Source organism: Flavobacterium cyclinae (assembly GCF_021172145.1).
GTDB classification, from domain to species: Bacteria; Bacteroidota; Bacteroidia; order Flavobacteriales; family Flavobacteriaceae; genus Flavobacterium; species Flavobacterium cyclinae.
The window spans coordinates 1,911,510-1,923,925 of the sequence record NZ_CP089095.1; the positions used below are offsets into that span (position 1 = coordinate 1,911,510).

General features: G+C 30.9%; 13 protein-coding genes. 4 read left to right on the top strand and 9 right to left on the bottom strand.

What is annotated here, in order from left to right:
• Nucleotides 1-36: 36 nt before the first annotated feature.
• The 9 genes from LOS86_RS08895 to LOS86_RS08935 all read right to left on the bottom strand — a co-directional run bounded on the left by LOS86_RS08895 (nt 37) and on the right by LOS86_RS08935 (nt 8,159).
• A complete protein-coding gene (locus LOS86_RS08895) occupies nt 37-651 on the bottom strand; it encodes a DEAD/DEAH box helicase (RefSeq protein ID WP_231841753.1) in 615 nt (204 codons plus the stop codon).
• Nucleotides 652-728: 77 nt separating this feature from the next.
• Nucleotides 729-1,892: a sigma-54-dependent transcriptional regulator gene (locus tag LOS86_RS08900; protein ID WP_231841754.1), complete on the bottom strand. Its 1,164-nt coding sequence runs from the start codon at nt 1,890-1,892 to the stop codon at nt 729-731.
• Between the two features lie 9 nt (nt 1,893-1,901).
• The gene (locus tag LOS86_RS08905; RefSeq protein ID WP_231841755.1) at nt 1,902-2,297 is read right to left on the bottom strand and encodes a hypothetical protein; all 396 of its coding nucleotides are present in this window, start codon (nt 2,295-2,297) and stop codon (nt 1,902-1,904) included.
• Between the two features lie 13 nt (nt 2,298-2,310).
• Nucleotides 2,311-3,609, bottom strand: a complete 1,299-nt coding sequence (locus tag LOS86_RS08910; RefSeq protein WP_231841756.1) for an ABC transporter permease — start codon at nt 3,607-3,609, stop codon at nt 2,311-2,313.
• A 2-nt stretch (nt 3,610-3,611) separates the two neighbouring features.
• A complete protein-coding gene (locus LOS86_RS08915) occupies nt 3,612-4,532 on the bottom strand; it encodes an ABC transporter ATP-binding protein (protein WP_231841757.1) in 921 nt (306 codons plus the stop codon).
• A 163-nt stretch (nt 4,533-4,695) separates the two neighbouring features.
• Nucleotides 4,696-5,823: a molecular chaperone DnaJ gene (dnaJ, locus tag LOS86_RS08920; protein ID WP_231841758.1), complete on the bottom strand. Its 1,128-nt coding sequence runs from the start codon at nt 5,821-5,823 to the stop codon at nt 4,696-4,698.
• 51 nt (nt 5,824-5,874) lie between these two features.
• On the bottom strand, nt 5,875-6,384 hold the full coding sequence (locus LOS86_RS08925; RefSeq protein WP_374107586.1) for a nucleotide exchange factor GrpE: 510 nt from the start codon (nt 6,382-6,384) through the stop codon (nt 5,875-5,877).
• A gap of 169 nt (nt 6,385-6,553) precedes the next feature.
• The gene (locus tag LOS86_RS08930; protein ID WP_231841760.1) at nt 6,554-7,477 is read right to left on the bottom strand and encodes a TIGR01777 family oxidoreductase; all 924 of its coding nucleotides are present in this window, start codon (nt 7,475-7,477) and stop codon (nt 6,554-6,556) included.
• Between the two features lie 226 nt (nt 7,478-7,703).
• Nucleotides 7,704-8,159, bottom strand: coding sequence for a DUF4442 domain-containing protein (locus LOS86_RS08935; RefSeq protein WP_231841761.1), 456 nt, complete (start codon nt 8,157-8,159; stop codon nt 7,704-7,706).
• A gap of 232 nt (nt 8,160-8,391) precedes the next feature.
• Here LOS86_RS08935 and LOS86_RS08940 point away from each other — a divergent pair, with 232 nt between their 5' ends.
• The 4 genes from LOS86_RS08940 (at nt 8,392) to LOS86_RS08955 (ending at nt 12,371) form a co-directional block, all read left to right on the top strand.
• Nucleotides 8,392-8,721 carry a PadR family transcriptional regulator gene (locus LOS86_RS08940; protein WP_231841762.1) on the top strand — a complete coding sequence of 110 codons (330 nt, stop codon included), beginning with the start codon at nt 8,392-8,394 and terminating at the stop codon, nt 8,719-8,721.
• A 5-nt stretch (nt 8,722-8,726) separates the two neighbouring features.
• Nucleotides 8,727-10,511 (top strand): PspC domain-containing protein, encoded by a 1,785-nt coding sequence (locus LOS86_RS08945; protein ID WP_231841763.1) that lies wholly within the window; start codon nt 8,727-8,729, stop codon nt 10,509-10,511.
• Nucleotides 10,512-10,524: 13 nt separating this feature from the next.
• The gene (locus LOS86_RS08950; RefSeq protein ID WP_231841764.1) at nt 10,525-11,250 is read left to right on the top strand and encodes a head GIN domain-containing protein; all 726 of its coding nucleotides are present in this window, start codon (nt 10,525-10,527) and stop codon (nt 11,248-11,250) included.
• A gap of 284 nt (nt 11,251-11,534) precedes the next feature.
• Complete coding sequence (locus LOS86_RS08955; RefSeq protein WP_231841765.1) at nt 11,535-12,371, top strand: GIN domain-containing protein; 837 nt, start codon at nt 11,535-11,537, stop codon at nt 12,369-12,371.
• The last annotated feature ends 45 nt before the right edge of the window (nt 12,372-12,416 follow it).

The following is a 12,416-nucleotide window of genomic DNA, read 5'->3' on the forward strand; positions in this document are numbered from 1 at the left end:
TTACAAAAAACGCCTGAAGTTATTCAGGCGTTTTTTTTATTCTTCCATTTCAAAGAAAAGGGGTTCAATCATAATTTTGTCGGCTAAAATTTCTACACGCTCAGTAATTTGTGAACAGAAAAACAGTCGTTGTGTTTTTTCTGCACTCATTGAAAGTCGCAAAATAATAGCATCTTCTCGTTTACGTAACATTTCATCTACATCGTCAACCACAAACATTTTAATAGTCGTCATATTAAATCCTGCCGATGAAAACATTTCGTTGATTCGAATAGGCGTTCCAATCAACACATCCATCCCAACAGAAATTTGATTTTTATCATAATCGATATCGCCTTTTTCATGAACTCCTATAACTCTCAAACGATTATAATGATTCAACCTCTTAAACATTTCAACAGCTTCGAGTACTTTTTCCTTATCTTGAACTAAAATTAAGGCACGAGTACTTTCTCCAACCGGCTTATCCATTTTCTGAATTACATTCATTAAAATAGTAGTGGTTTTTCCAGAACCATTAGGCGCCTGAATTACTGCATCTACTCCACTTTTGATAGTTGAAAAAGTCTCTTGTTGCAACTCATTAGCTTCGATAAAATCGTTTTCTATAAGTGCTTTCTGAAGGCTGGGATTTATTTTTTTTAATTGCATTGTTTTTAATGGTAATGGGGTAAATGGTAAATGGAAATAGGTACCTTTTACCCATCACCTTTCACCTTTTACCAAATTTATTTACTTGCAAACAGTTTTACATCTTGTTCTGAAATTTCGTTTCCGCCTAAAATAATCAAGCGTTCTACTACATTTCGAAGCTCACGGATGTTTCCTGTCCAGTCGTATTCTTGTAACAATTTGATAGCTGATTTTGAGAACGATTTTGGTGAAGTCCCCTGTTCCGAAGCGATCTTTGCAGCAAAATGCTCAATCAATTCTGGAATATCTTCTCTTCTATCATTCAAAGCAGGAACTTTAATTAAAATTACTGCTAATCTGTGATACAAATCTTCTCTAAATCTTCCTTCTTCGATTTCTTTTTTCAAATCTTTATTCGTAGCCGCCACAACACGAACATTGACTTTTATATCTTTGTCTGCTCCTACTCTTTGAATTAAATTCTCCTGTAAAGCACGTAAAACTTTGGCTTGAGCTGGTAAACTCATATCTCCAATTTCATCTAAGAAAATCGTTCCGCCATCGGCAGCTTCAAATTTTCCAGCTCTATCTTTTACAGCAGAAGTAAATGCACCTTTTACATGACCAAACAACTCACTTTCAATTAATTCCGATGGAATTGCCGCACAATTCACTTCGATAATGGGAGCAGCGGAGCGTTCACTTTTTTCATGTAATTGATGTGCAACTAATTCTTTTCCGGTTCCGTTTGGACCAGTGATTAAAACTCGGGCATCTGTTGGAGCTACTTTATCTATCATGGTTTTAATATGATTTATAGCTTCACTATTCCCTATCATTTCGTAGTTTTTAGAAACTTTCTTTTTCAAGATTTTGTTCTCTACTACTAATTGTTTTTTATCTAATGCATTTCGAACCGTATTTAACAAACGGTTCAAATCGGGTGGTTTTGAAATGTAATCAAAAGCTCCTAAACGCATTGTGTTAATAGCTGTCTCCAAATCACCATGACCAGAAATCATCACCATAGGAATTTCGGGTTTTATTTTTTTAACAGCTTCTAATACTTCAACACCATCCATTTTTGGCATTTTGATATCACAAAGAATCAAGTCATAATCTTCATTTTTAACTTTTTCTACTCCTTGTAAACCATCTTCAGCTTCTTCAACTTTATACGAATCATTTTCTTCGGAAAGTATTTTTACTAATACTCTTCGAATTGCTGCTTCGTCTTCTATAACTAATATTTTAGGCATTTATAAATTTTAAAAAATGATTAATGATGTAGCCAATAAAAACAAAATTCCTGCAATTTGAATTAAAGCTGCACGTTTAAATTGCTTTATATACTCATGTGGAAATTCATTTTGTTTAAGTTTGTTTACTCTTGTTATGAAGTTGTAAATAATAACAGAAATCAAAAACGAAAATAAAACTCCTAAAAGAATTTTATAAGATATTGTTGTATATCTAATTGCCACAAAGTAAATCGCTAGAATAAGTATGATAAACAAACTTTTATATTTGTTTTCGTTTTGAAAAACATTCATTAAAAGCACTTTTTTTTCATCATCTAATAATGAAAGAGCTTTTTGTATTATTGTTTTTGAATACCAAAAACTTAACAACATCAATAATAAACCTACAAAATATAATTCCATTTACTTAAATCAATTAATACTTCAACCATTTAAACAATTCTTTCCAACTTGGTTTTTTACCGTACATTAAAATACCTACTCGGTAGATTTTTGCAGCAAACCAGACTACAAAGATAAACGTTCCATACAATAAAACTACTGATAGTGCTAATTGCCACATAGGAACTCCAAATGGAATTCGCATTAGCATTACAATGGGTGAAGTTAGAGGAATTAAAGAGAATACTACTGCTACTGTTCCGTGAGGATCATTCATTACGGTTAAAAACCCAACATAAACTCCTAACATTAAAGGCATAATTATGGGCATTAAAAACTGTTGCGAATCTGTTTCTGAATCTACAGCAGCTCCAATGGCAGCGTAGAACGAACTATACAAAAAGTAACCTCCAATAAAGAAAATTACAAACCCAATTAATATAGATGCTACAGGGATTTCAGCAATATACAGTTGCAATTTATCTACAAAACTCATAGCAACTTCTGTCTGTTCAGCAGTAACTTGAGCAGCTGCAACGGTTTCTTGTTGACCACCTAAAACTGCTGACAACGAAAACATTAGAACAAGTCCTAATACAATCCATATTAAAAATTGTAAAATTCCTGCTAATGAAGTTCCAATAATTTTTCCCATCATCAATTGGAATGGTTTTACCGAAGAAATGATGATTTCGATAATACGATTTGTTTTTTCTTCGATAACACTTCGCATTACCATATTACCGTAAATAATGATAAACATCATGATTAAATATCCGAAAGCAAAACCAATTCCGATTTTTATTTCATTCAAGAATTTCAAACCATCTTCACCTGAAAACTTTGCAAATTGTACTTCCGATTTAATTTTGGCTTGTTCAATTTTTTCGGCATCAAAACCTAACTTCTTTAAATTCTCTTTATTTAATTTTGAGTCAATGACTTTTTGTAAATTCATAAGGAAATCCATTTTCGGACTTTCATCTGAAATGTATGTGGTTTTTGTGGCCAATTCGTCAATATTTTGAACTTCTGGTACATAAATTAATCCTTCAAACGCTGAACTAGCTGAATCTTTTGCCTTATCAAATGACAAATTTGAAATATTAATATATATTAAATCCTCTGAATTTTTAAAATCATTTACAAACACATTGGCTCTATCGTGTACACCAATTTTTTTAACATCACCTTTATTAACACTAGATAAATAAGCAATTAAAAATGTCATTCCTACAATCAATAACGGACCTAAAAAAGTCATTACGATAAATGATTTATTGCGCACTTTAGCAATAAATTCTCTTTTTATAATTAATGATAATACACTCATGATTATTGACTTACGGTTTGAATAAATATATCGTTAACAGTTGGGATTTTTTCCATAAAATGCGTCACTTGACCAAATTGTGTTAGAATAGAAATCAATTCATTAGAAGAATGATTTTCTAAATGTACTTCCAATTTTAAATCATCATTTAACGATTTGAAGTTGGTTTGACCAATGGTAAATTTCTGAGTTAAACTTACCATTAATCCTTCTATATTATTAGTTATAATACCCACTTGATAAATATTAGTTCGATGCTGACGTTTCACATCGTCTAATTTTCCTTCGATAAGTTTATTAGATTTATGAATCAGTGCAATGTAATCGCACATTTCTTCTACTGATTCCATTCGGTGCGTAGAAAAAATTACAGAAGTTCCTTTTTTATTTAATTCGATGATTTCGTCTTTGATTAAATTGGCATTAACTGGGTCAAAACCAGAGAATGGTTCATCTAAAATCAATAATTTAGGTTGGTGCAAAACCGTTACTATAAACTGAATTTTTTGCGCCATACCTTTAGAAAGTTCTTGAATTTTCTTATCCCACCAACCTTGAATTTCGAACTTTTCAAACCAATATTTTAATTGTTTTTTCGCTTCAGCTTCTGGCATTCCTTTTAATTGTGCCAAATACAAACATTGTTCTCCGACTTTCATAGTTTTGTACAAACCACGTTCTTCGGGCATGTAACCAATATGTTTTACATGATCTGGATGTAACTTTTCACCATCTAAAATCACATTACCATTATCGGGCATTGTAATTTGGTTGATAATACGAATTAATGATGTTTTTCCAGCACCATTAGGACCTAGAAGTCCGTAAATACTACCTTTTGGAACTTGAAGTGAAACATTATTTAAAGCGGTATAATCGCCATATTGTTTCACCACATTTTGTACTTCGAGAATATTGCTCATAAATAAAAAGTAAGATTTTGTGTTGTCTATTAGTAGTAAATATACTGATTTTGTTACAAAAAAAACCCACCCTTTATTGCTAAAGGATGGGAAAAATTGCTATGAAAAAGAAAAACTCACTCTCCTAAGAAAGTGAGTTTCAAATGTATTAATATTTATTTAATTATGAAAACATATCTTTAACTTTTTCAAAAAAAGATTTGTCTGTCTTTTCAGGCTTTGGAATAAAGTTTTCATCTGTAAGCATTTTCTCAAAAAACTGCTTTTGTTCTTTATTTAGGGTTTTAGGTGTCCAAACATTTACATGAACTAGTAAATCCCCATTACCATAAGAATTCAAACTCGGAATTCCTTTTCCTTTTAAACGTAGAATTTTTCCAGATTGAATTCCTTCTTCTAATTTTATACGAACTTTACCCGAAACAGTATCAATTTCTTTAGAAACCCCTAAAGCGGCTTCGGCAAAACTAATATATAAATCGAAATGTAAGTTTTCACCTTCACGCTTTAAAAATTCGTGTTCAATTTCTTCGATTGCTACAATTAAATCTCCAGGAATACTATTTGTTCCTGGCGCTTCGTTACCTTTTCCTGCCACTTTTAATTGCATTCCATCAACAACTCCAGCTGGAATTTTGATTGAAACCGTATCGTCTTCTAACAACATTCCTTGTGCATCAGCACCAGCAGGTTTTTGATCTAAAATTTGACCAGAACCACTACAAACATGACAGGTTGTTGCGGTTTGCATTCTACCTAAAATCGTATTGGCTACTTTCATAATTTGTCCCGAACCATTACAAGTTGGACAAGTTCTGTAAGTAACGCCTTTAGCTTGAACTTTACGTTTTACTTTTACTTTCTTTTCAACACCATTTGCAATCTCCTCTAGCGATAATTTCACTTTAATGCGAAGATTACTTCCTTTCACTCTGCGTTGGCCTCCACCTCCAAAGCCTCCTCCAAAGCCAGAGAAACCTCCACCTCCAAAAGCACCGCCGAAAATATCACCAAACTGACTGAAAATATCATCCATATTCATATGATGACCGCCACCAAAACCACCATTTTCAAATGCTTGGTGACCGTATTGATCGTAGCGAGCCTTTTTGTCAGGATCACTTAAAACTTCATAAGCTTCCGCTGCCAATTTGAAATTTTCTTCTGCTTCTTTATTACCTGGATTTTTATCAGGGTGAAATTCAATTGCTTTCTTGCGATAGGCTTTCTTAATTTCCTCAGGAGTAGCACTTTTAGTGATGCCTAATATTTCGTAAAAATCTTTTTTCATTATAATCTTGATTAAAATTAGATGCGATACATCGCATCAGTACAGTAAAAATTATTGTCCGATAACAACTTTTGGGAAACGGATGATTTTGTCACCTAATTTATATCCTTTTTCAATTACATCAACAATTTTACCTTTTAAATCATCTGAAGGAGCAGGAATTTGAGTAATTGCTTCTGCAAAATCAGCATCAAAAGCATCACCTGTTTTTACTTCAACTTCTTCTAACCCTTTAGCAACTAGAGTTGATTTTAATTTGTCATGAATCAATTGAACTCCCGTAACTAAAGCTTCTTCTTGCGATTTAGAAATTTGAGCCCATGCTCTATCAAAATCATCTAAAACAGGTAACATGGCTTGTAAAACTTCTTGATTTGCTGTTTTAAACAAATCGATACGCTCTTTAGTTGTGCGTTTTTTATAATTTTCAAATTCAGCAAAAAGTCGTAAAAATTTATCTTTTTCTTTCGCTAATTCCTCTTGTAATTGCTCTTCAATTGTTTGTTCTGGAGCATTAATCCCTTGATTTTCCGAAACATTCTCAGTGTTATTGTTTTCCATTTCGATGTTTTCAGTACTTTCTTGACTCATATTTTTGAATATTTTTTTAAACATTTTTACTTTAGTAAATGTGATTGCAAATGTATTGCCAAAAGTTGAAAAATGTCAAATTGTCAGCAAATTTATTCGATAAAAAAAGTAGCAATTGCTACTTTTTAAAAATTTGAATTTATTTTAGTAAATCGTGTAAAGCTTTATCGAGCGATGCAAATTTGAATTGAAATTTCAATTCAAGGAGTTTTCTACAACTTACATGCTGACTTGAAAATAAGATTTGATGCATTTCTCCCAACATTATTTTCATTACGAATTTTGGGATATTGGGAAGAAATAATGGTTTGCCCAAAGTTTTTGCAATTGCTTTTGTTAGTTCTAAGTTTGTAACTGGATAAGGGGCTACACCATTATAAATCCCTTCAAGTTGATTGTGAATTATAAATTGAAAAATTGCAGCTAAATCTTGAATATGAATCCACGATTGATATTGGAAACCTGATCCAAAAGCAGCACCAACTCCCATTTTAATTGGTTTTGCCATTTCTTGAAGTGCACCACCATTTTTGGCTAAAACAATTCCAATTCTGATTTTAGCTACTTTAATGTGTAGTTTTTCAAATTGGTTAACCTCATCTTCCCATTGTTGCACTACATTTCCTAAAAAAGATTCATCTACCTGAAAATCAATCTCATGATAAATATAATTTAAATCATCTGGATAAATTCCTATTGCGGAAGCTGATACAATTTGTTTTACTTGATGCGTATTTTTTTGAAGCGTTTGATAAAGCAATCTAGTTGAAAGTACTCTGCTTTCTATAATTTCTTCTTTATAAGCTGCTGTCCATTTTTTAGCAACAGAAGCACCAGCTAAATGAATAATAACCTCAACATTTGTTAAAGCATTTAAATCAATTTCTGCTGTTTTTGGATTCCAATAAAAACCTTTGTAGTTGTTTTGTGAAACCAATTTAGATTTAGAAGTGGACAAATAATGAACAGTATACCCGTTTTGAAGTAATAAATTCACCAATTCTTGTCCAACTAATCCTGTAGCCCCTGTAATTAAAACCGTCATCATCTTATCCTTTTTCATCAAATTTACAATCAAAAAAACAAGAATAAAAGCATATTAACTTATGTTTAGGAATAGTTTTAAGATGGGAGTTGGGAGATGGGAGTTGGGAGATGGAAGTTGGGAGATGGAAGTTGGGAGTTGGGAGTTGGGAGTTGGGAGTTGGGAGATGGGAGTTGGGAGAAGTAAATTTGAAACTTGTAATTTAAATCAATTACTCAAAACTAATTACTCCAAACTCACTACTCTAACCCCTAACTTTAATCGTCCATTCAAATTGCATTTCGGAAACTTGTTCACCTTTTTCGTTTTTTCCTATTGAAGTCAACCAAATAGTTTGCCCTTCATTAGTATCGACTGCTTTTTGAATCGTTTCTTTTATTAAGCTACCTTGATTACAAGTAAACGTAATTCTTCCAGTTGCCTTTTTTGTAAATACGCTTTTATTTTGTGCTACCAACATTGAAATATTTTTTCCACTTTGTTTGATTTGAAACATTACTAAAGCTCCTGTTGTAAACTCCGCTGCCATGGCTTGCACTGCAAAATACATTGAGTTAAATGGGTTTTGGTTAAACCAACGATGTTTAACGGTAACCTCGCAAACTTCGGGTGAAATTGATTTTACTCTTACCCCACTCCAAAAAGCAGAAGGTAATTTTAAAAACATAAAAGCATTCAATTTTGATGGTGTAAACTGCATATTCTATTGATTTTGTTGTAAAAATACAAAAAATACTATGCATTCCTACTATTTTTTTATTTGTTAAATTTTTGTTAAATATTAGTACTATGCGTAACATAATACCTGCTTTTAGACTTATCTTTGTATAAGAAAATAATAGGTAATCTAATTTTCAATCATCAAATCAATCAATGCGCAAGCAAAAAGAATCAAAAAATGAACAGTCTAATTAAAAAAAACAAGTGGAATTATGAACATTGAAAACACTAAAGCACAAATGCGTAAAGGTGTTTTAGAATTCTGTATCTTATCCGTTTTAAAAGAAAAAGATGCATATACTTCTGAAATATTGGATTCGCTAAAGAATGCTAAATTACTAGTTGTGGAAGGCACAGTTTACCCACTACTAACAAGGCTAAAAAACGATGGATTATTAAATTATCGTTGGGAAGAATCAACATCGGGACCACCAAGAAAATATTACGGATTAACCGATGAAGGCAAAGAATTTTTACAAGAATTAAATGGTACCTGGAAAGAATTATCAGATGCTGTAAACATAATAACAAGTCAAAACTAAAGGTCATGAACAAAACAATAAGTATAAATTTAGGAGGTTTTTTCTTTCACATCGACGAAGATGCCTATCAAAAATTATCGCGTTATTTTGATGCGGTGAAACGTTCACTTTCGCCTGATGGAAGAGACGAAATAATGAAAGATATTGAAAGTCGCATTGCCGAACTTTTTCAAGAGCGTATAAAAAATGAAAAACAAGTTATAGGTTTATCTGAGATTGAAGAAATAATTTCAATTATGGGACAGCCAGAAGACTATAAAATTGATGATGAGAAAACATCTTATCAATCAAGCTCATCGTCTTCAACAAATTTCTATTATCCTTCAAAAAGATTATATCGTGATAAAGATAACGGAATGTTAGGTGGTGTAATGGCAGGATTAGGACATTACTTAGGAATTGATGCCTTATGGTTACGAATCATCATGGTAATATTATTCTTTGGTTTTGGAACAGGATTGTTTGTTTACATTGTATTATGGATTTTAGTCCCAGAAGCAATCACTACTACTCAGAAACTAGAAATGAAAGGTGAACCTATTACTATTTCTAATATCGAAAAAAAAGTAAAGGAAGGTTTTGACGATATAACATCGAAAATTAACAATTTGGATCATGAAAAGATTGCCAATACAGCAAAAAATGGAGCAACTAGAATTGGTTCAACTATTGAAGATGTAATTACAACCATTTTTAAAGTATTTGCTAAATTAATTGGTTCATTTATTATATTTTTCTCAGGTATAGCACTAATTGCTATAATTATTACAAGTATCATCTTGATATTTTCATCAACAATGCCTGAAAACTATATTTTAAACAATATTGAAACACCTATTGGTTTAGAAACCCCATTGTGGGCTCAAGGATTGTTATTTCTATTAGGTTTTGGAATTCCGTTATTTTTCTTATTGATTTTAGGATTAAAATTAATGGTGAACAACTTAAGATCTATCGGAAATTATGTGAAGTATAGTTTATTAGCTGTATGGATTATTACTGTTGGAATTATTATTTCACTTGCTATTAATGAAGCTTCTCAATTAGCTTTTGAAGGAAAATCGGTTCAAAAAGAAATGATTACTGTAGCGCCTACAGATACTTTAAAAATCAAATTTAAAAACAATGATTTTTATTCGAAAAGCAAATACAGAAATCATGATTTTAAAATAACACAAGATGAAGGTGATAATGAAATCATTTATTCCAATAATGTTTCAATAGAAATCAAGTACACAGACGAAGTTAATCCGTATCTACTTATTGAAAAATTAGCACACGGAAAATCAACTTCACAAGCTAAAAAAAGAGCTGAAAAAATTAAATACAATTATACTATTAACGGTAACACTATCGTTTTAGATAATTATTTATTAACTGCTGTAGAAAATAAATTCAGAGGTCAAGAAGTTGAGCTTTACTTGTACTTACCAAAAGGAACTCTTTTTACAACCGATGAAAGTTATAGCAATTATGACAGAAGTGATTATGACTTTTTTGACGAAAACGAATACGATACAAAAAATCCAATTTACAGAGTAGATTCTGATAAAATTAAATGCTTGAATTGTTTGAATGAAGATATTGATGATAGTTTAAGTATAAAAGTAGAAGCTGGAGATACTTCTGCATCTATTTACTATGATGAAAATGGTGTACTTGTAAAAAAAGTGGTAAATAAAGAAGGAAATGGTATTATTTCAAAAAAAGAAGAATACGTTATTAAAGCAGACGAAACAGACAAAAAAGTCTATAAAGAGATAAAAGACAGAAAAAAAAATAATAATTAATTAAATTGATATCATGAAACATTCATTAAGAATAATTGCGTTATTACTTACTATAACATTTACATCTTGTAATGGCAATTTAAATTTAATTAACGGAATAGAAGGCAGTGGAAATGTAATTACTGAAAAAAGAGAGATTACATCACCTTTTACAAAAATTGCTGTAAGCACTGGAATTGAAGTGATTTTAGAACAAGGTTCAAACACAAATGTTGAAGTTGAAGTTGATGATAATTTAATGCAATATATTGTGACCAAAGTAGAAAACGGAACTTTAATTGTAAAGATTGAGGGTACTATTAACATGATGGAAAGTGCTATTGTACGCATTAAACACAATACGATTGAAGGTTTAGAATCATCTAGTGGCGCAAGTATCAAAACAATTAATAGAATTACTGGAACAAATTTATCCATCAAATCAAGCAGTGGAAGTACTATTAAAGCAGATGTGGAATATGAAAATGTAAATTGTGAATCTTCAAGCGGTAGCGAAATTAAAGTAAGTGGTAAAGCATTAACATTAGAAACAAAATCTTCAAGTGGAAGCGATCTTAATGCTAAAGAACTTGCCGCTAATGAAATTACATCGCAATCTAGTAGCGGAAGTCATACAACTGTTCAGCCAATTGTAGTATTAAACGCCAAAGCATCTAGCGGAAGTGCTATCAATTATGTAAAAGAACCTAAACAAGTAATTAAAGAAGAATCTTCAGGAGGAAGTGTGAGCTTTAACTAATTAACAAATAATTAGTATTTAATTAACAGCTTTATTTTAAGCATTTTATAATTTTACAATATTAAACTTAAATTCAACTCTCATGATTAAGCTAATAATTCAAGTCGTAGAATTTGTTTTTACCATGATAATAAATTTTATAGATTCCTTAATATAGTATGCAAGCATCAGTAAAAGCTGATGCTTTTTTGTTTACTATTATTTCTAAAATCAAAAATTCTAGTATTTAATTTTTATTTTTTGGAATAAATTTTGTGTATGTTTGTGAAATCAAATCTACAAAAATGACAAAAAAAATTTCTTTCCTAATTGCATTTGTAATGCTTACGACTTTTTCTGTTGCTCAGAAAAAAGAAAAAATAAAAGGCTCTAAAATTGTAACGGTTTCCGTAAAAGAAATCCCTTCTTTTGAAAGTGTAGAAATTAACGACAATTTTGAAGTTTTCTTAGTGAAATCTGAAAAACCTTCAATAGAAATTGAAGCAGATGACAATCTTCACGAAATTATTAATTACGAAGTTGCAGGCGGAACATTAAGAGTTACTTCATTAAGAGACGTTTCGGGTGCTAAAAAATTTGCCATTCGAATAAATTATACAAGTGAACTAAATTTGATTACTGCCAAAAACGAAAGTACTATTCATGCATTAGCCGATTTAGAATTGGAAAATATTACGGTTAAAAATTATGATAGTTCAAAGTCGTTTCTTAATGTAAAATCTGATTATTTTGCCTTAATCTTAAATGATAAATCAGAAGCTGAAATTAATGTAAAATCAGATAATACTTCTTTAGAACTAAGTAAAAATGCCGAATTAAGAGCATTAATTAATTCGAAGGATTTAAAATTAGATATGTATCAGAAAAGTAAAGCAGAAATTGAAGGGAATACCAAAGATGCTAAAATGAGATTAGACAATAATTCTTTACTTACAGCAAAAAAATTAGTTATTTCAGATTTAGAACTAATAATTGAAAACTATGCTAAATGCTTTATTAATGTTTCGGATAGCCTTTTATTAATGGCTTCTGGCAAAACAGAAATCGAATTATTAGGAGATTCCAAAATTCAAATTAGTAAGTTTACCAATAATGCAACTTTGTATAAAAAAGAAAAATAATAGTATTCTATAAAAAATAAAAAGCTCGATAAATATCGAGCTTTT

Bases quoted from the DNA above. Each gene is read 5' to 3' on its own strand.
- LOS86_RS08895 (WP_231841753.1), bottom strand. From the start codon at position 651: ATGCAATTAAAAAAAATAAATCCCAGCCTTCAGAAAGCACTTATAGAA.
- LOS86_RS08900 (WP_231841754.1), bottom strand. From the start codon at position 1,892: ATGCCTAAAATATTAGTTATAGAAGACGAAGCAGCAATTCGAAGAGTA.
- LOS86_RS08905 (WP_231841755.1), bottom strand. From the start codon at position 2,297: ATGGAATTATATTTTGTAGGTTTATTATTGATGTTGTTAAGTTTTTGG.
- LOS86_RS08910 (WP_231841756.1), bottom strand. From the start codon at position 3,609: ATGAGTGTATTATCATTAATTATAAAAAGAGAATTTATTGCTAAAGTG.
- LOS86_RS08915 (WP_231841757.1), bottom strand. From the start codon at position 4,532: ATGAGCAATATTCTCGAAGTACAAAATGTGGTGAAACAATATGGCGAT.
- dnaJ (WP_231841758.1), bottom strand. From the start codon at position 5,823: ATGAAAAAAGATTTTTACGAAATATTAGGCATCACTAAAAGTGCTACT.
- LOS86_RS08925 (WP_374107586.1), bottom strand. From the start codon at position 6,384: ATGGAAAACAATAACACTGAGAATGTTTCGGAAAATCAAGGGATTAAT.
- LOS86_RS08930 (WP_231841760.1), bottom strand. From the start codon at position 7,477: ATGAAAAAGGATAAGATGATGACGGTTTTAATTACAGGGGCTACAGGA.
- LOS86_RS08935 (WP_231841761.1), bottom strand. From the start codon at position 8,159: ATGCAGTTTACACCATCAAAATTGAATGCTTTTATGTTTTTAAAATTA.
- LOS86_RS08940 (WP_231841762.1), top strand. From the start codon at position 8,392: ATGAACATTGAAAACACTAAAGCACAAATGCGTAAAGGTGTTTTAGAA.
- LOS86_RS08945 (WP_231841763.1), top strand. From the start codon at position 8,727: ATGAACAAAACAATAAGTATAAATTTAGGAGGTTTTTTCTTTCACATC.
- LOS86_RS08950 (WP_231841764.1), top strand. From the start codon at position 10,525: ATGAAACATTCATTAAGAATAATTGCGTTATTACTTACTATAACATTT.
- LOS86_RS08955 (WP_231841765.1), top strand. From the start codon at position 11,535: ATGACAAAAAAAATTTCTTTCCTAATTGCATTTGTAATGCTTACGACT.